This is a genomic window from Parcubacteria group bacterium (genome assembly GCA_016186325.1).
Lineage (GTDB): Bacteria > Patescibacteriota > Minisyncoccia > UBA10092 > UBA10092 > JACPHB01.
In genome coordinates, this window is the sequence record JACPLW010000002.1 from 19,022 (window position 1) to 37,903 (window position 18,882).

An 18,882-nucleotide genomic window follows, 5' to 3' on the forward strand; every position below is an offset into this window, starting at 1 on the left:
ATTTTATTATTTCTATAATCGGGCAATTAAAATCTAAAACAGGGTGTGGTCTAGCAGCTATGACGCCGGCTTCGGGAGTCGGAAATCGAGGGTGCAAGCCCCTCCACCCTGACAGGTCAAGCAGTAAGAAACTTTTTAAACTTATTTTTCAGGTTCTTCTCTGAAAATTCCTTAGGGTAAATGTCTTTAGAATAAATCGCTATTAAAGCAATTTTATTTTTATAACAAAGTTTCTTTTTTTCTTTTATGGCCCGGTCATATCTGGGGCTATCGTTTGCTAACCCAAAATATTCTACAAAAGTTTCTTTATTTTTAGCGAATACTTTCCAATCCGTTTTATGGTGTGTTTTTGGATAACACGCATCTCTTTCGTGTAATATATTATTTTTATAAAGCCAGTTATCAATCAAAAGCTCCGAAACGGAATCGCATAAATGACCATCTATAGCCGTAGCATTAATACGCCTATACATCCGATTGTCGTGTGAGCGATTGGGGATAAACCCTGCCGCCTGAATAGTATTATTCCAAGAACCAAAAATTTTTATACACGACTTAGTAATTCTTTCCATCTCTCGCCTCGCGGGTACTCTTTCAAATTTCTGCGTAAACTGTTTTATGATATCTATAAGTTGTTCAGAGGTATGGCTCCTTGTTTCTATCCGGCACTTCATAGAGCAATATTTTAGATTTCCATTACCCTTTTTGAAATGCTCTTTGCAATTTATGCAAGTTTTTAATTGCGCCTTTCTCTTCGGACTTTTTTTATTATTTACTATTGCGGCACAAGACCGAGAACAATAACTATGTGGAGAGATTTCGTTGGGTGTTCGTTTGAAAATCTTGCCGCAATTTTCACATATCAATTTTTGTTTTTTCGTTTTATAGTAGTATTCGCACTTTCTTGAACAATAAAAATTCCACTTAAATTTTAAATTTTCATTAAATCGACCGACACTTCGATAAACTGGCTTTTTACAATTTTTACAAAAAACTTTTTTAAGATTGGTCATGGGTATTATTTACTATTTTGTGTTTTATAAATTAATGTTAAATTAAAAGAGCTTAGTCTTTATTGATTATACCATAAATGGGAGGATTTAGCACTGGTTCGATTCCCAATGCCCCGACCAGTTGAAATAAAACTATTTCGCTTTTGCAATAGTTTAAAGTATGGTAGAGTTGTTGAATTAAGATGCGCAACAATAAATGAACTTCCTTGAAGAATCCGTAAAAGAAGACCTAAGTCAGCCAAAGGATGAGGAAATTTTGATTTTATCGCTTGATAAGCCGGCGCTTTTTAAAATTTTAATTGACCGTTACGAAGCGGCTTTTTTAAGAAAAGCGTTTGATATCCTGAAACAACATGAAGAGGCCGAGGATATAGTTCAGGAAACATTCGTAAAAATTTATTTTAACGCCAAAAAATTCAAAAAAATGGCGGGGATTGAGTTTAAGAGCTGGGCTTACAAGATCCTCGTAAATACCGCCATCAGCCGATATCGGAAAACGAGCAAAAAATGGCAGGCCGAATCTACCAATCCGCTTGATTTGGAGCTAGCAAGCGAGCGAAACTTATCAACCGAAGATATCGTTTTAGAAAGCGAGACAAAAAGCTTGGCGTCTGAATTATTGTCGCGCCTTCCCGAACAACTCGGCCGCTTGCTTTCAAAATACTATATTGAAGACAAGCCGTATAAGGATATAGCAAAAGAAGAGTCAATAACTGTTCCGGCCTTAAAAATGAAGTTATTTCGAGCCAAAAAAATTCTAAAAAATCTTACCAAAAACGATGAAAACGGACATAAAATATAAAAATCAGTTAAGTGACCGCGTAATGAGGCGAGTTTATTTCATATGGTTTTCAAGGCGCGTTTTGCCTTATCTTGCGGCAGAAGCCATGTTGTTCTCGGCATTCCTTTATCTGATCGGCCAACAGGTTTACGTGGCCAAAGTTTTGGAATATGCGACATCGGTATTGGCCTCAAATATAGCCCATCCGGCGACTTTTGCGTCTTTTGCTATAGACCTATTTATCAGAACCGGCATTGGCGTACAAATTTCAGTAATAGGCTCTTTAGCCATGGTTTTCTTTCTCTTTAGAAACTTAATCAGCTCCACGTTCCAACTAATGGCGGCAAAAGAAACCAAATTGAATAATCAGATGTTATAGAGTAGTAAAGGTCGTTTTTACAAAAATATTAAACAAACCAGTCCCGCATATGCGGGACTGGTTTGTTTTTTCACTATAAATTTTAAGCGGGTAGGGGGAATCGAACCCCCGTCATTAGCTTGGAAAGCTAAGGTAATTCCATTATACGATACCCGCCTTCGTCCCGCCTCGGCGGGACTTCGGCGGGGCAAGCCCGCCAAAACTAAAGCCATTATCTTACCGCTTCTTTTAAGTTTTTTCCGGCGCGGAACTTTGGAACTTTTACCGCCGCAATCTGAATTTTTTCTCCGGTGCGGGGATTAACTCCAACCCGGGCCTTTCTTGATGAAACGCTAAAAGCGCCGAAACCGGTTAAAGAAACTTCTTCGCCTCTAGAAAGCGAGGATGTAATTTCATCCAATGTAGCGTCTATAGCTCTTTCGGCTTCAGCTTTAGTAGAGCCGAGTTTTGCCGCTACCATATCAACTAATTTATCTTTGTTCATATGATTCTTTTAATAATACTATTTTAGATTTTATAATTTTTACCGAGCATACTCAATAGCTCTCGTTTCTCTAATAACGTTAACTTTAATTTCGCCCGGGTATTTCAGTTCGCTTTCAATTCTTTTGGCAATTTCCTTCGCCAATTGAAGCGCTTTCAAATCATCAATAGTCTGCGGAGCAACGAAAACCCTGATTTCCCGGCCGGCAGAAATGGCGTATGATTTTTCAACGCCTTCAAAAGAGTTAACAATACCCTCGAGTTCGGTAAGCCGCTTGACATAGTTTTCAATCGTATCGCGCCGCGCGCCGGGCCGGCCTCCGGAAATGCCGTCGGCGGCAGTTACGATATACGATTCAAGAGTAGAAAAAGGATAATCCTCATGATGCGACTCCATTCCTCTAATAACGGCCTCATCAACGCCGTATTTTTTAAGAATTTTTCTTCCCAATTCAACATGGGTACCCTCAATTTCATGGTCAACCGCCTTGCCGATATCGTGGAGCAAGGCCGCTTTTTTAGAAATCTCAACATTGGCGCCGAGCTCCTTTGCCATCATTCCGGAGATATGAGCCATTTCAATTGAGTGAATAAGAACATTTTGACCGTAGCTGGTGCGAAACGCCAAACGGCCTAAAAGTACAACAATTTCTTTCGGCAAGCCTAAAATGCCGACCTCGTAAGCCGCGGCCTCACCTGCTTCCACCAATTTTTTGTTTACCTCTTTTTTTGCTTCTTCAACTTTTTCTTCAATTCTGGCCGGTTGAATCCGTCCGTCGCTCATCAGCTTTATTAAAGCGGTTTTAGCAATCTCCCGCCTTAACGGATCAAATGAAGAAAGAGTTATAGCTCCGGGCGTTTCATCAACTATTACTTCCACGCCGGTTAATCTTTCAAGCGTGCGGATATTGCGGCCTTCTTTTCCGATAATCCGACCCTTTAAATCGTCTGACGGAAGGTTAACAGTAGAAGTAGTAATTTCGCTAACGTGAGAGCGGGCGTATCTTTGAACCGCCACAGTCATAATTTCCCGCGCCCTTTTTTCCAACTCTTCAATTCGGTTTTTTTCCATTTTGGAAATAGCCGCAACAAGATCGGTTTTAGAATCTTCTTCTACTTTTTTAAATAAACTGTTCTTCGCTTCTTCGCCCGACATTCCGGCAACATGTTCAAGCATTTCTTCGCTTTTTGCTTTGAAAACCTCGGCTTCTTGCTTGATGGTTTTAACCGCGTTAACCTGGCCTTCAATGTCCGCCTTCAAGTTTTCGAGCTCGCTTTCTTTCTGATCAATTTTTCTAATTTGAGAGTTTAATCGCTCTTCTTGGCGCGTTAAAACCGCGAGTTTTTCCCGCTCTTGATTTTTCGCGTCTTCAAAAATTTTTACTGCCTGGTCTTTTGCTTGAAGCAAAAGTTCTTTGCTTTTGGTTTTTGCTTCTTCAAGCTGGTTCTTGATCTTAGTTTCTGCCGAATTTAAACTTCTTGTAGCAAAAATCTGGCGAGTAAGATAGCCCAAAGCCGCACCCAATGCCAAGGCCAGGGCGCCGATTATAAAATAGAAGGTCATATTGATATTTTCCTAAAATCTTTAAAGTCATTTTAGTACTTGTACATGATAACAAAAATAAATATTTTTGTCAAAGGTGTTTATTTATGAAAAATTTGATTTAAAAAAAACCGCTTAATGACCAAGCGGAACTATTTTTATAATTAGTTTTTTCTTTCTTTTAACGTTCTGCCGATTTTATATTCCGTCCCTATCTTTCTCTTTCATGCGCTGTCTCCTGTACGAAACAAATGACGAAATGGTTCAAGATATTTCTTAGAAATCTTCTTATCCCTGACTAGGGTCATAAGATCTCGGTTTTCCTTTGGATCTTTGTGATGAGCGGTAATAGTTGCGCCTTGTGTCTGTTCAAATAGTATCCACATATAGGTGCGGAGGGCATCGCTTATAACTTCAACGTTCTTTCGTCTTGTAATCTTAGTAAATTCTCTAATTGCATCAACGGCTTTACCTGTAACTTCAATAGTTAATTTCTTTTTCTTTGCCATTTCTGTCTCCATTATCATTTGATTTAGTTTTTAAATAACAAACTTCGTTTAAAACAAAAATAGCACCTGGTGCTATTTTTGTAAAGTGAGCGGGCCGCCTCGTCCGCCAACAAGGTTGGCGAGACGAGCGAGACATTGCACGCCCCTCCTTCGCCCCGCTTTGCGGGGCTTCGGACGGGCAAGCGTTAGAACTTGTTTGGCGGGTGTAGTAAATGATTGGTTTGTGCCAAGTTTCAAATAAAAAATAGCCGCAGAGCGGCTTTATTTCTGATACCTCACAATATCTATACCCAAATCGATTGGGCCGAAAGCAAGGGGCAGAAGTTCCCTAATAGTAGTGAGAACAATTAACTCTTTCTTGGTGGTTGAAAGAACAATCTGTAAATCACAACCGGATATTTGGGATATTTCGTAAAGCACTTGTCTGCAACTTCCACAGGGTCCTGTAACCTCGGTCGTATCAAAGTTCTCACCACGAGCAATGACGGCAATGCCTATGAATTTTCGTATTCCCATTGCATTCGCCCTAAGTACCGCCGAGCGTTCTGCACAAATTGTTGAACCATAAGCGGCGTTTTCAAAATTCGTTCCTGATATTAATTGTCCATCTTGTGCAATGAGCGTTGCCCCAACATAGAAGTGAGAATAAGGATTATATGAATTTTTGAGAACTTCCAATGCTGAATTTAATGCTTCTCGTTGTAGTTGACTCAACAATTCATATTTTACTGTCTGCATTTTTGCCTCCACTATTACTGCAGCATGAATGTGTCAACTGTAAATTGTATAACATATTTATTTTTTTGCAAGCAGTTTAAAATTTCCTTTCATCACTCGTAACCGCAACAAAAACAACCGCGCAATTGCGCGGTTGTTTTTATAACAAGCAGGACATTGCACGCTTGCCCACATTGTTTATTTTTGTGAAATGAGAAAACCGCATGGCGTACCATGCGGCTTCTCGGTGAACGTTGTTACCGAGTTGTTTCTACTGCGACGGCTAGTTAGCCGTCGATATCTTCATCCGTACCGTAGGTCGGTGGATGAAAAGAAGGTACATCATCATGGTGTTGCCAGTCAGGAATCCGACCGGCTGGATCAAGTGCTCCCAGTTAAGCGTTGGGATTGCGAGCATCGCGGGGATACAAGAAGCCCAGAAGAAGCACCAGCCTGCACGAGACTCATCCTGTGGCCTGTACCATATATTCACGAAAGTCGGGATTGTTCCGACCAATCCCGTGACTTGCGCCGCCAACATTCCAAGAATGGGGCTGTCAAAAATCCCCCAGAGCGCGATGCCGACCAGCGCGCCTACGAGCGACCACGTGTCCACTCGCGTCCATCCTGACTTGCCGTACTTGAGCGACAGTAGGAAGACGAGACACGCTCCGGTGATCGCTCCGACAATTTGTCCATTCACTGCATCCTTCACATACATCCCCGCGAAGGTGATACCGTCTATGACCAACCAGATCAACCACGAGGCTTTCATTGGTTGGGTCTGCCGCTTGATTATTGCGGCAACGTAGGGCACGAACCCTAGTAAGAAGATGACTCCAGAGAGCTGTGACAGAAACGTCCGCATTGCGCACCTCCATTTTGTCTGTGAGTGTTTGGGGATTTAATAAGTATGATCTCTGCGACACAATAAAGCTCAGGATTTCTTCAGCTCAATTGTGTCGCAGGGATGAATTTAAAGATCCAATATTGATACATGCAATTATACCATATAAACTTGATGCTTGTCAAATGAGCGGGACATTGCACGACGTTAGAACCTGTTTTGAGCAAAATAAAACTGCCCTGGTCTATGCCTTGTCGACAGTTGTTATGATAAAGTGATGGACAGAGTAGTATTATCGATAATCTCGATTACCGGGTGGTTCTAAAATTAAGACACTGTTCTCGGAAATGTTTAATTCTTTAAGCTTTGGTTTCAAGCCACCGTAGTTGTCTTTTTCGTATTGCTCATCTAGAAGCCTTTTTGCTTCCAGCTCATCATTAGCAGTTATCAAGAGCACTTGAGGTGTGCTGTAGAAGTCTCTTTCACAGTAAAATACGCACTTGTTGGCCATTTTTCTTCCCCTTGTCTCTTAACTTTTAAGATTAAAGAACAAAACAAAAATAGCACCAGGTGCTATTTTTGTAAAGTGAGCGGGCCGCCTCGTCCGCCAACAAGGTTGGCGAGACGAGCGAGACACTGCACAACCCTCCTTCGCCCCGCTTTGCGGGGCTTCGGACGGACAAGCGTTAGAACCTGTTTTGAATAAAAGATTCAAAATACTTGGCATTCGCTACAGCGATTTAGTTACCCTATCGTGTATTGCACTATTTTTTTCGCCGTGATACAAAATACCGTCAGGAGGCGAAAATGGCCAAGGCGCATCTAAGTTCAATCTCTGTAACTATGCCAGACGGCGACATCCTAGTTTGTAGTATTAACTGCGGCGAACTCGTAGACGGGTTGAAGCTCATGTCCTCTCCGTCCGTGCGAGAAGTCCGCTTCAGCATAGTGGACGAAGAAGGAAGAGACGGAACTCTTCTTTTCGTTAAGGATAGTCAACGAGCAATAGCGGTCTACGCGATTCCTATGGCTTTGCAAGATCCGAAGGTCTATTACGACAACCTTGCGACCCGAGCTAAAGCCGCTGCGATGGGAGGAGTGATGGGCTGTCTCGAAGAGTTACGTGGAGATGATTGACGCATACGACGACCAAAGAGTATCTCGGCCGTCTTTTTACTTAGCGGTTAGATTTCTACCTACTTTTAATTCAGAACACCATATTATGTGCAGCACTCTGACGGCAAGCGGGTGAGCAGAATCGAACTGCCGTTAATCTTTTTAAGATAACGGGCTATCCACAAGACAAAACCGAACCATTGTGATATTATTTATAGGTGGTAACAACACGTCATTATGCGTAATGATAAGCATATTGCTATAAAATTAAGAAAGCAAGGGAAAAGTTACAGTAAGATAAGCAAAGAGTTGAACGTGCCTAAAAGCACGTTGTCTGCTTGGCTTTCGGATATAAATTGGTCTAGGTTTATAAAAATTGGTCTTACGAGAAGAGCTAATTATATTGCTAGAAAACGATTACGATCATACAATAAAAAACAGAAAATATTTTGGGAAGCGTGGCGAGCACAGGCAAGACAACAAGCTCGCAGTAGCTTTCCGAAACTTAAGTCAAATCCTCTCTTTATATCAGGAATAATGATTTATTGGGGCGAAGGTGATAGTAAAATAGAAAATTCCAACGTCAGGATATCAAACACTAATCCAGATATGATCAGGGTTTTTAATTTATTTTTGCGGATAATTTGTAAGGTCCCAAAAGAAAAAATAAAAATGGCAATGATTTTATACCCTGATCTCAATGAAATCAAATGTAAAAATTTTTGGAGTAAGACTTCTGGTGTGCCTAAGGGTCAATTTATAAAAACTCAATTTATCAGGGGTAAACATCCTACCAAAAGATTGACTCACGGAATTGCTTTAGTATACTACCCTAGTAGAGAACTAAAAGAAAAAATATTCGTCTGGATTGAGCTTTTCCACAAACAATTTCCGCTCATGCGGGTGTAGCACAATGGTAGTGCGCTTGGTTGCCAATCAAGATACGTGGGTTCGATTCCCATCACCCGCTCCATAACACAAAAAGCCCTGTAAATGGGCTTTTTGTGTTGACCCACTTACCCATTGCCAAAAGATATTTTTTGCGTTATTATGATAGCACATAACGATAGTGGATAAGTTGTTATTAATTTTACCTAATTATGCGCACAAAAATAAGAAAAATCACTCAAATTTTGGCTTTATCGGGCCTTTTTGCCGTATTTAGCTTTATCGGTTTAAAGTTCGCCGTGGCCCAAGAATTGCCGATGACAACCGCCGCCGACAAAGTTCCGTCTCTTAAAATTTTGCCGGCCGGCTTTTATCAATTTAACAATTTAAACATTTTAAAAGGACCCACTTTGGATGAGCCGCCGGCGACCATAGAAGCCATTCAAAAAAATGAAGATTCCTGCGTCGTTTATGAAAACGGTAAAACCGACCGTCCTTTACCATGTGTCTTTAATAGCGAAGCGAGCAATAACTTTATAATTCAGATAGATGAAAGAACGACACTTCTTGGCAGTAATCAAGAGCCGGCGCTTTTAAGCGATTTTGCGGCCGGCGATCATGTTAATGTTTTGGGTTGGCTATTGGCTGATTCAAAAACCATCCGGGCGGCTGTTTTAAGAAGTTTAGAACAGAATAAAGATTTTCATCAGTCATTTTCGGGAACTATAAAAAAAGTTGACGCCAACGGCTTTATAATAACTCTTGATAATGGCGATGAAATTTCGGTACAAACCCCGATTGTTGAAGGAGCGCAAGTTACAGTAAAGGGCGTTTTTGATAAAGTTAATATGGCAGTAAGCAATGTTTTATCGATGGCTTTCAGGTCGAATATAGTATTGGAAGCTCCCGCGGAAAAACCGGGGGTAGAAAAACCGGCGCCGGCCGCCAAGCCCTCTATTTTGTTTAAGAATTTCCTCAAAGTTTTCGGATTGTAAATTACAATTAAACCAATTAAAAAAATATGAAAAAAGAAAAACTTATAAAAACTTACGATGGTAAAGATTATTGTTTTGGAGGCCTTGGATGCCCAATTGTTGAGTTTTCGCCGGGTAAAAAAATTGTTAAGTTAAGCGACCCGGAAAAACCGCAAAACGGGCAATTTACTATGGGGGCGGTAGAGTACAACTTATTAATTAAAAACGCCAAAAAAGTTAAGGAAAAGACAGTCAAAATTTTGAAGTAACAACCCCGCTCCGCAGTTGCGGGGCGGGGTTGTTTTAAAGTTTACACTGAGCGAGTAAAACGAGTCGAAGTGTGCCGCGGGGCAGAATCGAACTGCCTTCAGATGCTCTTCAGGCACCTGCTTTACCATTAAGCTACCGCGGCCTATTTTGGTTATTTTATCGTGTTTTCTATTCAAAAACAAGGCGTTTTTAGAGATCTCGTTTCAGCTTAGGATTCCACAGCGTCAATTCGATTTTTCTTTTCCCTCCGAATGTAAAGTGATGCCGGGCAGGGTAACCTGATTTAGACGTGTTACTTATTGCCTTATTACCACCTATATAGAAACCGATATGTTTATGCGCATTACCATTTCTAAAATCTGTTTTTTCCCATACTATTACACTTCCGATTTCGGGTTTTTTTATTTCTTTCCATCCGGATTTTTTTAAATCCTTAACGGTAGAATCAACGGTCGCGTGCCCTTCTTTAATAAACCTAAACAACAGTAAAATTGACGAAACATAAAACGCGCATGAAAGTTCGCCGTTTCTCGTAATATCGGTTTTTTTGCCATTTACTTTTGCGTATAAATTACGAAACAGCTTAGAACCGACACTGTTTTTAATAACAGCAATATACGTGTCGAAAATAATTAGAATTACTTTTTGTTTTTTTGCTGAAGTCGCCGAATTCATCGCTTCTCGTATTCTTTGTGCACTTTGCCGGATTTTTTAATTGACGGCGTGAGCGCTATTTTATCTTCGTCCCATTTGGCGGGGCAAACTTTTCCCGGATTTTTAGAAACGAACTCAAGCGCCTTGAGCTTGCGGAGCGTTTCAACAGCGCTTCGCCCGATCGAATCGGAAACAATGTCAACGGCGCGCAGTATGCCCCCTGGGTCAATAATAAAAGTTGCCCGCTCTGCCATGCCATTTTCTTCGCTATAAATGCCTAATTCTTTAGAAAAATTTCCATTATGGTCTGACGCGAGCGGATATTTAATTCCGGACAGCAGTTTTTCAATTTCCAGCCAAGCCTTGTGGGTATAAACCGTGTCGGTGCTCACTGCCACGATTTCAGCTTTGAGCTTTTTAAATTCGGGGTAAAGATGATTTAAATCGGCAAGTTCGGTCGGGCAAACAAAAGTAAAGTCCGCCGGATAGAACAAAATAACCGTCCATTTGCCGGCAAGGTCTTTTGAAGCGAGCCGCCCGACTTCGTCTTTAAGAGGCCAATAAACCTCCAAAGAGAAGTGGGGAAATTTTTTATCAATTTGAAACATAATTTTATATATTTTAATTTTACCAGAAAATCGTTGAAATGAAATAGGGACAGGCGGTGCTGAAACACTGCCTGTCCCCCCTGAATCTGACCGGCCGGCATCAAACCTTGCCTTTCGAAATTTTCGTATCATTTCTCCAGCATCCCCGAGTACTACCCAATCCATACCTATGCAACTTACTGTACAAAGTTTTTAGGGCTATTCCAAGGCTTATAGCGGTTAGTTTTTTATCACCGCCCGAATTTTTTAGCGCCGCCGAAATCATCTCAGCCTCGAGACTGGCCATGGCCTCTGAGAGAGATCTGCCCCTCTCTGGATGAGAAACTGCGCTATTGACTTGATTGATTTGGGCAGATTCGCCAACCGCCACCTCGGTGTCCATCTTACCAAGCGCGGTTCGCACTGCCTCAACGGTCAAAACCCCAATGTCTTTATTTGAAAACAACTTTGAATGTTTGATAACATTTTTCAGCTCGCGGACATTGCCCGGCCAGCGGTGCTGGCACAAAAGCGCGAGCACGCCTTCCTCAATCTCTTCCTCTTCAGATTCAGATATCTGAAGGAAATGGCGCGTAAGAAGCCCGAGATCGCCATCACGTTCCCGAAGCGGCACAATTGGCACGGGGAATTCGTAGAGCCGATAGAAGAGATCGCTGCGAAACTTGCCATTCTTAACCATTGCGTAAAGATTTGCGCCCGTCGCAACAATCAATCGAACATCCACCGGCCTGTACTTCGTCTCGCCGATTCTGCGAACCTCATGATTCTCGGTAGCCCGAAGAAACCGAGCCTGAAGATGCGGCGGCATATCCTCGACCTGATCAATAAAGAGTGTCCCGCCATTCGCGGCCTCAATAAGGCCTATTGCTGGATGATGTGCGCTTGTGAATGCGCCTCGATCATGGCCAAAGAGCTCGTTCTCCATAAGTTCCATTGCTAGCGAGGCACAATCAACTATAATGAACGGCTCATTCGCGCGATTACTCATCGCGTGAATCTCATGCGCGGCCACTTCTTTGCCGACGCCGGTCTCGCCCTGGAGGACAATGGTTTCCTCCGTCGGCGCGAGCTGCTCAAGCGTCCTCTTCATCTTCTGTATTCCGGCGCTTTCTCCTATAAATCTGGACCATCTTACTTGAGTCTCTGTTCGCAATCCAATGCCTTGCATCCCAATCCTATTCATTATTATCCCCCTCGGTGTTAAGGTTCAACTTCCTGTCACTACCGACAAAATACAATAAAAACATAGAAAAGTCAAATAATAAAACAACTCGTAATTTACTCTTTGAATTAATAAGGACGCGGCGTATTCAGGTGAGCCATTTAAAAAAGATCAATTTTGCTTTTCCAATCGTCCATAATATTTACCATTTTCTCGTTATCAGAACGGCCGAGTTTTTTCAACTGCTTCTTGTCGTCTACCCATTCGCCCCCGTCCCAATATTCAACATTGTCAAATACTGTTTTGTATAATGCTTTTTCACCGTACACGGTACCTACATAAAAATAATTCCTGACGGCTTTTTGAGCATGCCTCACACCGTCTAACATCAACCACATACCGAGTGACTGGAAAACAAGAGAAAGATCATAAAAAGAATACCAAAAATGAGTCATATCTTTATCTGAAACCTCAAAGACATAAGCTAATGGCTTATTATTCATACTATATGAAACTATGTCGGTTATAAGGCCATGATTGAGTATCGTTTTCAAACGCTCTTCAGGCATCACCAAGGGTCCATGCCGTTTTGAAAAATAATCAGAACAAAAATTAATGAAACCTTTGTTGCTTATGTCAAAATTCTTAAGTGGCACCAATTCGCGAATCAGTTTACCGTCAAATTTTCTTGCAACTCGGCGATTTTCGCTTGAAAGTTTAAATGACCCCAACGGAACACGCGCGCTTCGAGCCATATAAAAAATATCCTTAACTCCAGGACTGCCAGAATACGGCAAATAGCCGGCAGTATAGATGTCAGAGAGTTTGTCTTTTTTGTTCCGAATACAATAATTCGCGTAACCAAAAGAATATGTTTTATAATTGTGTCCAAATTCACTTTGAAACTTTTTCATTTTTTATAATTTTCTTCTAACCACTTTGTTACCAACCCTACAAACCCGTCAAATCCTCCCGAGGACATGGCAAGCACTACCGAGTCCTTATCAACGTTATTCTCCATTAATACTATTCCCTTTTGTATACTGTCAAATCCCCTAACCGAATGCCCCGCTTCACTTACTCTGTTTACTATCTCTTTCAATGTTAACCCGCTATCATTCGGGGGTTTATATATAAAAATTTGATAAGCGCCGTCAAAAACTCTGTCGTACCAATCAATCGCTTCGCGACTTCTCCAACTTAAAGAGTGTGGCTCGAACAAAATTATAAGCTTCTTGCCGGGAAAATGAGCTCTAACTGCTTCTATCGCCGACTTTGCCTTAGGAAGAGACGAACCAAATCCTTCATAAAACGGAACTGATGTTTTGTCTGATTTTTTGTCCAACCGCCTGTTAATTGCCTTGAAGGAAGCGATGGCTTCAGAAAATTCGCTTGGAACAACCAGATTCAGCGACAGCAACAAGACGCCTGCGCCAAGAATATTCTCAACATTATGAAGCCCAAGTAAATTCGTCTTTACATTAACTATAAAACTCTCTCCCTTAAAAATATCGAAACAGGTTATCTCTCCTAATTTAATATTTTCAATATGCCAGTCGGCATTGCTCTTTGTACTGTAAAAATTTGTTTGTTCCTCAAGGCCGCATTTTGAAATTGTTTCTTTTACTCCTTCACCGTCGGCACATGCAACAATTAATCCGCCCGGAGGGATTGAGGATAGTAATTCAATAAATGGAGCTTTGTAGTCGTTATGGGTCTTAAATACATTAACGTGGTCGTGAGCCAAAGACGTCAGTAAAACATGCTTTGGATGATAATGTAAAAATTTAGACGAGTCGTCCCAGTTTGATGTTGGATACTCATCACCCTCAAGCACGAATATATTACCGTCTCCCTTCTTGGAACTTTCATCGGGAGTATTGGGTATTGCGCCAATGAAGTAGCTGGGATCCTTTCCGGCATATTCAAGACACCATGCAACAAGAGCCGCGCAAGTTGATTTACCATAACTGCCAACTGCCACAACATTTTCTTTGCCTATATTTAGCTCTCCCAGAACTTCGGGAAATGACTTTACCGAAACACCCGAAGAAAAAGCAGCCTCAACTTCTTTATTCTCTTCCTTCGTTAAACCAGAATGTCTGCCAATTATAATTAAGCTGGTATCCTTAGGAATATTGCTTGGACTGTATCCTTTTTTAAAATTGATGTTGTGTCTTTTTATGTATTCCGAAACGGGCGGATAAAAGTTGTCGTCAGAACCGCTCACCTGCCAACCATAGTCAATAAGCAGTTTTGCAACCGCGCTCATCCCAGCACCGCAAATACCAATAAAGTGAGCTTTTTTGTTTTGAGAAGACATTTTTCGGTGGACCTACGGGGAATCGGACCCCGGATTTGATCATGCCATGATCACGTGTTACCACTATACCATAGGCCCCTATTGTAAAATTAAATTATTTCTGCAATTTTCATTAACTCATTAAATATATCTGCAGAAAAATAATCAATTCTGCAAACACCCTTATAATCCAATTTTTTGGATGGCCTCCCTAATGTTCTTGGATCTATTTGTGCTTTATAAAATTTTTTAAGAGGAATTCCTGTTGTTTTAGACCAAAATTTTTCTAGAGTTTTTATATCTTGGTCGGCTCTACATTGTAAGGTGCATCGAAATTTATTTTCATCAATATTATAACAGCGTCGTAATAATCGTAAAAATAAGCTAATTACTTTTGGATCAGAGTTCCCGAAAACTACGGAACAATTCGATTTTTTTCCTTCGCCCATATATAGCATTGCGACAACGATTTTAGCAATATTTTTATCTTCAATAAGTTTTTTAAGATGCCAAACGCGATCAGATACTAATTTTAAGTACTGTTCTCGTTTTTTTCTGTTTGTCGCCAAAGCCAATTTTCGACTTCTATTAACATTATCTATGACCCGATTTTTTAATACTTGTTTTTGATCTTCAGACAATACAATATTTTTAAACCAAACTGATAACGTACTCTTGGAAATTGGATGATTTAATTTATTCTGAATTTCACCGTATGTTTTTCCATTTTTTCGCAACAATACGGCTTTATTTTTTAAGTGGTAGTATCTTGATTTCATAAGCAGATTGTAATTGTACTATAGAACTATACCATGTTCAAGTCAACTCTTCAATTTTTGGTCGTCAAATCTATGCTTGTCTCTCGTCATCGATTTTCTAAAACTTTTCTTTATCGCCCTATCTAAATCAAGATTATTGGAATTGGCAAAACAAATTAAAGTATAAAGAATATCGCCGATTTCTTCCTCCAGGTCTTGTTCCGCTTCGGTTTTCTTTTTTGATTTTTTACCGTAAAGATGGTTTACAATACGCGCAAACTCTCCACATTCTTCAAAAAGGCAGGCCAAAATAACCAATGGCGGCCAATATGGCCACTTGTTTTCTTTAAAAAATTTATCTAATTCTTTTTGATATTTTTTCATAACTTATTCCCCAAGAAGTTCTTCGCGCTCGGAAATCTCCTGACGCAATTCTTCTACCTCAATTCTAAGAGTTTCTATTTCTTGAGCATTTGCACTCGCGTCTTTCTCTAATTCTGAAAGTTTTACTTCTCGTTCTTGCAACATTTCTTTTAAAGCAGGGATCTGATCGATCATTTCGGCAAAATCTTCGGGAGACATTTCCGCAGCGCCTTCCGTTTCTTCAACACTTTTTACTTCTTCTGACTTGTTTTGTGGCATTTCTATACTCATATGTTATTTATCTTTATTTAATAATAAACATTAGCCCTATGCCCTCGAGAGGAATTGGACCCCTATCTTACCCTTAGGACGGGTCTGCTCTGTCCGTTGAGCTACGAGGGCAACATGAATAAAAATTAATTTGCGTTAACTGCGTTATATATTATACTATATATAAACAAACAATATTAAACCTTAAATTTTAATAATATGCCAGAAAAATCTCCTATTATAAAATTAGTTAAAAAATGCGCGCCGGCAGTTGTTTCAATTGTTATTGCCAAAGATCTTCCGAAATTGGAAAATTTTCCGGATTTTTTCCCTTTTTTGCCTTTTAATCCCGCCGAATTATACAAACAAATCCCGCCGGAAATGTTTGACGAACACGGGCGGGTGAAAATTGGCGGCGGTTCGGGATTTATAATTTCCGAAGACGGCTTTGTTCTGACAAACAAGCATGTAGTGGTTGACCCGAAGGCCGATTACACGGTTGTAACCAATAATGGCGCGAAACATCATGCTAAAGTTGTGGCTCGTGATCCAATTAATGACGTTGCTGTTCTTAAATTTGAAGGAAAAAGCCAGCCGTACATTGAACTAGGCGATTCTACAAATCTTGAGCTGGGGCAAACAGCTATCGCTATTGGCAACGCTTTGGGACAATTCCAGAATACTATTTCATCCGGAATCGTTTCCGGCCTTTCGCGAAACATTTCGGCTCAAACTGAAGTAGGTGGTCAGAAACAGGAATTGCGAGGCGTAATTCAAACCGATGCCGCAATCAACCCGGGAAATTCCGGCGGCCCATTGGTTGACATTAACGGCGAAGCTATTGGAATTAACTCCGCCGTTGTTTTCGGCGCTCAAAACATTGGTTTCGCTATTCCCATAAATGCCGCAAAGAAAGCACTGGCCGATATTAAAAAATATGGCCGCATCCGCGCCCCATTTTTAGGTTTGCGATACATATTAATAGATCCGGTTTTGAAAATGAGGCACAATTTACCGGTAGATTACGGCGCCCTGGTTGTCCCCGAAGCCACGCCGGGTGATTACGGCGTTCTTCACAACAGTCCGGCAGAAAAAGCCGGAATAGAAGAACATGATATTATTTTGGAAGTCGACAACAAAAAAGTAACCAAAGATCTACCTCTTTCGGATATTATTCAAGCTCATGAAGTCGGCGATAAATTGGGCCTAAAATTGTTAAGACGGGGCGGAAAAGAACTGGAAACAACGATAGTTCTTGAGGAAATGAAGTAAATTTTAAAGATTTGACTTTTTGTTTGAAATTTCTTAACTTTTAAAGAAAGTTCTTAAAATCAACCCAAAATTGGAGAAAGAATGGGCGGATTAAGGGCTTTGGAACTTTGTTTAGAGTGTAGTAACGCAATTGAAGTGATTACCGTAGATTCTGTAATGACACCGGGCAGATGCTGTCCGCAAGAAGTAGAATGCGTTCATTTAAATAGACACTGGCCGGGTTGCAAGGTTGGAGAGGATATCTTTTCGAGAGAACCAGTATGCAATCAATTAGCTACAGGTTCTCCCACCAAAATTTTTCCTCCATTTAGAATTATTGCACAGTCCCAATAACCCCATAATTTCGGGGTTTATCCCCACACCCATGCATGGGTGTGGGGATTTACTTATTAATTTATTCCGTTTTACCCTCAATTTTTTCAGGTCGGCATTTCCACAACATTTCAAATATTTGACGCAAGGTTTTAGCCACATCCGGATTTTGCATAAAAACTCCTTGCATATGTCGAAGTGAAAATATCTGAATAAAATCATCACCGATTTCTATGGAAGAATCGCTAAAATAATCTTTCGGATCCAGATATTTCATAGCCCATCCGAAATAACTCTCTCGCCCCTTATACCACGAAAGCGAAGGGTCATTCGGTGTCATGCCCCGAAGTTTAATGCCGGCTTTTTTGCAATCCTCATTCCATTGATGAAATATTTCCTGCATTTCAGGCGAAATATTTTCAGTTTCCCGCGCATAAAATCCGAGGATTTCCTGGCCGGCCATTCGTTTAACCGATTCGGTTATCATGTTTTTAATTCCTCGCTCGCCCTCATAATAGAGTGTTTTAAATTGCGGGCCGGTTTTATCTGCCATTGCCATAAGTTGAGGTAAAACACTTTTTGAAAGATTAAGGCGTTCTTCCGCTTCTGCAAAAAACTCATCAGGAGATTTTGCAATATATAGCTTTTTTCGTGTTCTGGGGATTTTTAACGCAAGACCCTTGTTTATAAGATTTTCAAGAATGACATATGTCGTGGGCCGCTTAACTTGCGCCTGATCAGCAATCATTTGAGCAGAACCGCGCCCAAATTGAACTAAAGCCATGTATACTTTAGCTTCTTTTTCATCAAGTCCTAAATTTTTTAACGCTTCTTCAATTTTCATAATAAGAACAGTATAGTCTATTTAAAAAAGTTTGTCAATAATTTTGACAAATAAATGTTGTAAAATGTAAAAATTGGCTTAAATTAAGGTAAAAGTTGAGCTTTTTTAGTTATAAATTCCGATATATTTATTGACATAATCACAAATAAATGCTATACTACAGGCAGAACATTAAGATTCATTAAACGTACTCCGAGCGCGAAAACTGATCTGGCACGCGAGAGGGCGCGGCGGATTGGCTAGTAGATAAGACTTGGGGGAATAACATCCATAAAGGAGGTGATTTCATGGATAAACGGCACTGCTACCTTTCAGTAGCAGGCTGGCGCTACCCGCGTCATACCATCATTGATGGAAATGTCATCATGATGGAAGTGGCGATGGGAAGCTGCCAACACTGTCCTACTTGCTCTCGGCGAGTAGAGATGGTGTCATCTCGGCTTCGGGGTACCAACTCCAAGTGGAGTTGGGAGGGGTTCGGTAACGGACTTTACCTCAAAGTCGAGATGCCCGATGACGCTGAACAAGTAGAACAATACTTGTCTCGGCTAATCGGAGTCTCTGTCTGGCTCAGATAGCTAGACAGAAAGCCAGTACCGGCGTCGGAGTGGAACCGACGTGACAACAGAAGGCTCGACTGACCCTCCACCAGTCGGACCAAACCAAGAGACGATTCCATATGCCGAGTCCGGTCGGCTTATCCCAGGAATCTCTCGGGGCGCGCGGCTGCCTTCAAAAGAAAACCGCAATGGTCGAGCAAAAAACCGCTCGACCTCCCACCAAAGTTTTTGAAGCTTTCGAAAATTTTGGTGGGGGA

At 40.9% G+C, this 18,882-nt stretch carries 23 protein-coding genes and 5 tRNA genes; 9 read left to right on the top strand and 19 right to left on the bottom strand.

Going from position 1 to position 18,882, the window contains the following annotated elements:
- The first annotated feature begins 39 nt into the window (after positions 1 to 39).
- Positions 40 to 112 (top strand) — tRNA-Pro (locus HYW79_00510).
- Positions 113 to 116: 4 nt separating this feature from the next.
- On the opposite strand, the gene HYW79_00515 is transcribed toward HYW79_00510, so the two are convergent.
- On the bottom strand, positions 117 to 674 hold the full coding sequence (locus HYW79_00515) for a hypothetical protein (GenBank protein MBI2635019.1): 558 nt from the start codon (positions 672 to 674) through the stop codon (positions 117 to 119).
- A 535-nt stretch (positions 675 to 1,209) separates the two neighbouring features.
- Between HYW79_00515 and HYW79_00520 the strand changes: the two genes are divergently transcribed.
- Both HYW79_00520 and HYW79_00525 read left to right on the top strand, forming a co-directional pair.
- The gene (locus HYW79_00520) at positions 1,210 to 1,815 is read left to right on the top strand and encodes an RNA polymerase sigma factor (GenBank protein MBI2635020.1); all 606 of its coding nucleotides are present in this window, start codon (positions 1,210 to 1,212) and stop codon (positions 1,813 to 1,815) included.
- Positions 1,816 to 1,837: 22 nt separating this feature from the next.
- Positions 1,838 to 2,173, top strand: coding sequence for a hypothetical protein (locus tag HYW79_00525; GenBank protein MBI2635021.1), 336 nt, complete (start codon positions 1,838 to 1,840; stop codon positions 2,171 to 2,173).
- Positions 2,174 to 2,258: 85 nt separating this feature from the next.
- Here HYW79_00525 and HYW79_00530 read toward each other — a convergent pair.
- The 7 genes from HYW79_00530 to HYW79_00560 form a co-directional block, all read right to left on the bottom strand.
- Positions 2,259 to 2,329, bottom strand: a tRNA-Gly gene (locus HYW79_00530).
- Positions 2,330 to 2,384: 55 nt separating this feature from the next.
- Entirely contained in the window at positions 2,385 to 2,657 is a 273-nt protein-coding gene (locus tag HYW79_00535) for an HU family DNA-binding protein (GenBank protein ID MBI2635022.1), read from the bottom strand.
- A gap of 39 nt (positions 2,658 to 2,696) precedes the next feature.
- Positions 2,697 to 4,220 carry a ribonuclease Y gene (gene rny / locus HYW79_00540; protein MBI2635023.1) on the bottom strand — a complete coding sequence of 508 codons (1,524 nt, stop codon included), beginning with the start codon at positions 4,218 to 4,220 and terminating at the stop codon, positions 2,697 to 2,699.
- Between the two features lie 203 nt (positions 4,221 to 4,423).
- Complete coding sequence (locus HYW79_00545) at positions 4,424 to 4,708, bottom strand: hypothetical protein (protein MBI2635024.1); 285 nt, start codon at positions 4,706 to 4,708, stop codon at positions 4,424 to 4,426.
- A gap of 261 nt (positions 4,709 to 4,969) precedes the next feature.
- On the bottom strand, positions 4,970 to 5,446 hold the full coding sequence (gene cdd, locus HYW79_00550) for a cytidine deaminase (protein MBI2635025.1): 477 nt from the start codon (positions 5,444 to 5,446) through the stop codon (positions 4,970 to 4,972).
- Positions 5,447 to 5,708: 262 nt separating this feature from the next.
- Positions 5,709 to 6,293 carry a hypothetical protein gene (locus tag HYW79_00555; GenBank protein MBI2635026.1) on the bottom strand — a complete coding sequence of 195 codons (585 nt, stop codon included), beginning with the start codon at positions 6,291 to 6,293 and terminating at the stop codon, positions 5,709 to 5,711.
- A gap of 271 nt (positions 6,294 to 6,564) precedes the next feature.
- On the bottom strand, positions 6,565 to 6,783 hold the full coding sequence (locus tag HYW79_00560; protein ID MBI2635027.1) for a hypothetical protein: 219 nt from the start codon (positions 6,781 to 6,783) through the stop codon (positions 6,565 to 6,567).
- Positions 6,784 to 7,079: 296 nt separating this feature from the next.
- Between HYW79_00560 and HYW79_00565 the strand changes: the two genes are divergently transcribed.
- The 5 genes from HYW79_00565 (at position 7,080) to HYW79_00585 (ending at position 9,519) form a co-directional block, all read left to right on the top strand.
- The gene (locus HYW79_00565; protein MBI2635028.1) at positions 7,080 to 7,409 is read left to right on the top strand and encodes a hypothetical protein; all 330 of its coding nucleotides are present in this window, start codon (positions 7,080 to 7,082) and stop codon (positions 7,407 to 7,409) included.
- 216 nt (positions 7,410 to 7,625) lie between these two features.
- On the top strand, positions 7,626 to 8,297 hold the full coding sequence (locus HYW79_00570; GenBank protein ID MBI2635029.1) for a helix-turn-helix domain-containing protein: 672 nt from the start codon (positions 7,626 to 7,628) through the stop codon (positions 8,295 to 8,297).
- Positions 8,288 to 8,361: transfer RNA gene (locus HYW79_00575), tRNA-Gly, on the top strand. The genes HYW79_00570 and HYW79_00575 overlap by 10 nt, the downstream gene beginning before the upstream one ends.
- A gap of 127 nt (positions 8,362 to 8,488) precedes the next feature.
- Positions 8,489 to 9,271, top strand: a complete 783-nt coding sequence (locus tag HYW79_00580) for a hypothetical protein (protein ID MBI2635030.1) — start codon at positions 8,489 to 8,491, stop codon at positions 9,269 to 9,271.
- A gap of 26 nt (positions 9,272 to 9,297) precedes the next feature.
- Complete coding sequence (locus HYW79_00585) at positions 9,298 to 9,519, top strand: hypothetical protein (GenBank protein ID MBI2635031.1); 222 nt, start codon at positions 9,298 to 9,300, stop codon at positions 9,517 to 9,519.
- 72 nt (positions 9,520 to 9,591) lie between these two features.
- On the opposite strand, the gene HYW79_00590 is transcribed toward HYW79_00585, so the two are convergent.
- From HYW79_00590 to HYW79_00635, 10 genes are all read right to left on the bottom strand, one after another.
- A tRNA-Phe gene (locus tag HYW79_00590) sits at positions 9,592 to 9,662 on the bottom strand.
- A gap of 47 nt (positions 9,663 to 9,709) precedes the next feature.
- Positions 9,710 to 10,195: a hypothetical protein gene (locus tag HYW79_00595; GenBank protein ID MBI2635032.1), complete on the bottom strand. Its 486-nt coding sequence runs from the start codon at positions 10,193 to 10,195 to the stop codon at positions 9,710 to 9,712.
- Positions 10,192 to 10,782, bottom strand: a complete 591-nt coding sequence (locus HYW79_00600) for a peroxiredoxin (protein ID MBI2635033.1) — start codon at positions 10,780 to 10,782, stop codon at positions 10,192 to 10,194. The genes HYW79_00595 and HYW79_00600 overlap by 4 nt, the downstream gene beginning before the upstream one ends.
- Before the next feature lie 100 nt (positions 10,783 to 10,882).
- Entirely contained in the window at positions 10,883 to 11,965 is a 1,083-nt protein-coding gene (locus HYW79_00605) for a sigma-54-dependent Fis family transcriptional regulator (protein MBI2635034.1), read from the bottom strand.
- A gap of 140 nt (positions 11,966 to 12,105) precedes the next feature.
- Positions 12,106 to 12,858: a hypothetical protein gene (locus HYW79_00610; GenBank protein MBI2635035.1), complete on the bottom strand. Its 753-nt coding sequence runs from the start codon at positions 12,856 to 12,858 to the stop codon at positions 12,106 to 12,108.
- Positions 12,855 to 14,267 carry a hypothetical protein gene (locus HYW79_00615; GenBank protein ID MBI2635036.1) on the bottom strand — a complete coding sequence of 471 codons (1,413 nt, stop codon included), beginning with the start codon at positions 14,265 to 14,267 and terminating at the stop codon, positions 12,855 to 12,857. Before HYW79_00615 ends, HYW79_00610 begins: the two co-directional genes overlap by 4 nt.
- Positions 14,268 to 14,356: 89 nt before the next feature.
- Positions 14,357 to 15,025 carry a hypothetical protein gene (locus HYW79_00620; protein MBI2635037.1) on the bottom strand — a complete coding sequence of 223 codons (669 nt, stop codon included), beginning with the start codon at positions 15,023 to 15,025 and terminating at the stop codon, positions 14,357 to 14,359.
- A gap of 42 nt (positions 15,026 to 15,067) precedes the next feature.
- Positions 15,068 to 15,388, bottom strand: a complete 321-nt coding sequence (locus HYW79_00625) for a nucleotide pyrophosphohydrolase (GenBank protein ID MBI2635038.1) — start codon at positions 15,386 to 15,388, stop codon at positions 15,068 to 15,070.
- A gap of 3 nt (positions 15,389 to 15,391) precedes the next feature.
- Positions 15,392 to 15,658 (bottom strand): hypothetical protein, encoded by a 267-nt coding sequence (locus HYW79_00630; GenBank protein ID MBI2635039.1) that lies wholly within the window; start codon positions 15,656 to 15,658, stop codon positions 15,392 to 15,394.
- Between the two features lie 39 nt (positions 15,659 to 15,697).
- Positions 15,698 to 15,769: transfer RNA gene (locus HYW79_00635), tRNA-Arg, on the bottom strand.
- A gap of 87 nt (positions 15,770 to 15,856) precedes the next feature.
- Here HYW79_00635 and HYW79_00640 point away from each other — a divergent pair.
- Positions 15,857 to 16,909 carry a trypsin-like peptidase domain-containing protein gene (locus HYW79_00640; protein ID MBI2635040.1) on the top strand — a complete coding sequence of 351 codons (1,053 nt, stop codon included), beginning with the start codon at positions 15,857 to 15,859 and terminating at the stop codon, positions 16,907 to 16,909.
- 394 nt (positions 16,910 to 17,303) lie between these two features.
- Here HYW79_00640 and HYW79_00645 read toward each other — a convergent pair whose 3' ends face one another.
- Entirely contained in the window at positions 17,304 to 18,065 is a 762-nt protein-coding gene (locus tag HYW79_00645) for a hypothetical protein (protein ID MBI2635041.1), read from the bottom strand.
- Between the last annotated feature and the right edge of the window lie 817 nt (positions 18,066 to 18,882).

Coding starts and splice junctions, on each gene's coding strand:
- HYW79_00585 (MBI2635031.1), top strand. CDS start 9,298: ATGAAAAAAGAAAAACTTATAAAAACTTACGATGGTAAAGATTATTGT.
- HYW79_00605 (MBI2635034.1), bottom strand. CDS start 11,965: ATGAATAGGATTGGGATGCAAGGCATTGGATTGCGAACAGAGACTCAA.
- HYW79_00535 (MBI2635022.1), bottom strand. CDS start 2,657: ATGAACAAAGATAAATTAGTTGATATGGTAGCGGCAAAACTCGGCTCT.
- HYW79_00520 (MBI2635020.1), top strand. CDS start 1,210: ATGAACTTCCTTGAAGAATCCGTAAAAGAAGACCTAAGTCAGCCAAAG.
- HYW79_00610 (MBI2635035.1), bottom strand. CDS start 12,858: ATGAAAAAGTTTCAAAGTGAATTTGGACACAATTATAAAACATATTCT.
- HYW79_00570 (MBI2635029.1), top strand. CDS start 7,626: ATGCGTAATGATAAGCATATTGCTATAAAATTAAGAAAGCAAGGGAAA.
- HYW79_00565 (MBI2635028.1), top strand. CDS start 7,080: ATGGCCAAGGCGCATCTAAGTTCAATCTCTGTAACTATGCCAGACGGC.
- HYW79_00580 (MBI2635030.1), top strand. CDS start 8,489: ATGCGCACAAAAATAAGAAAAATCACTCAAATTTTGGCTTTATCGGGC.
- HYW79_00640 (MBI2635040.1), top strand. CDS start 15,857: ATGCCAGAAAAATCTCCTATTATAAAATTAGTTAAAAAATGCGCGCCG.
- HYW79_00555 (MBI2635026.1), bottom strand. CDS start 6,293: ATGCGGACGTTTCTGTCACAGCTCTCTGGAGTCATCTTCTTACTAGGG.
- HYW79_00625 (MBI2635038.1), bottom strand. CDS start 15,388: ATGAAAAAATATCAAAAAGAATTAGATAAATTTTTTAAAGAAAACAAG.
- HYW79_00525 (MBI2635021.1), top strand. CDS start 1,838: ATGAGGCGAGTTTATTTCATATGGTTTTCAAGGCGCGTTTTGCCTTAT.
- HYW79_00515 (MBI2635019.1), bottom strand. CDS start 674: ATGAAGTGCCGGATAGAAACAAGGAGCCATACCTCTGAACAACTTATA.
- HYW79_00545 (MBI2635024.1), bottom strand. CDS start 4,708: ATGGCAAAGAAAAAGAAATTAACTATTGAAGTTACAGGTAAAGCCGTT.
- rny (MBI2635023.1), bottom strand. CDS start 4,220: ATGACCTTCTATTTTATAATCGGCGCCCTGGCCTTGGCATTGGGTGCG.
- HYW79_00595 (MBI2635032.1), bottom strand. CDS start 10,195: ATGAATTCGGCGACTTCAGCAAAAAAACAAAAAGTAATTCTAATTATT.
- cdd (MBI2635025.1), bottom strand. CDS start 5,446: ATGCAGACAGTAAAATATGAATTGTTGAGTCAACTACAACGAGAAGCA.
- HYW79_00560 (MBI2635027.1), bottom strand. CDS start 6,783: ATGGCCAACAAGTGCGTATTTTACTGTGAAAGAGACTTCTACAGCACA.
- HYW79_00615 (MBI2635036.1), bottom strand. CDS start 14,267: ATGTCTTCTCAAAACAAAAAAGCTCACTTTATTGGTATTTGCGGTGCT.
- HYW79_00645 (MBI2635041.1), bottom strand. CDS start 18,065: ATGAAAATTGAAGAAGCGTTAAAAAATTTAGGACTTGATGAAAAAGAA.
- HYW79_00630 (MBI2635039.1), bottom strand. CDS start 15,658: ATGAGTATAGAAATGCCACAAAACAAGTCAGAAGAAGTAAAAAGTGTT.
- HYW79_00620 (MBI2635037.1), bottom strand. CDS start 15,025: ATGAAATCAAGATACTACCACTTAAAAAATAAAGCCGTATTGTTGCGA.
- HYW79_00600 (MBI2635033.1), bottom strand. CDS start 10,782: ATGTTTCAAATTGATAAAAAATTTCCCCACTTCTCTTTGGAGGTTTAT.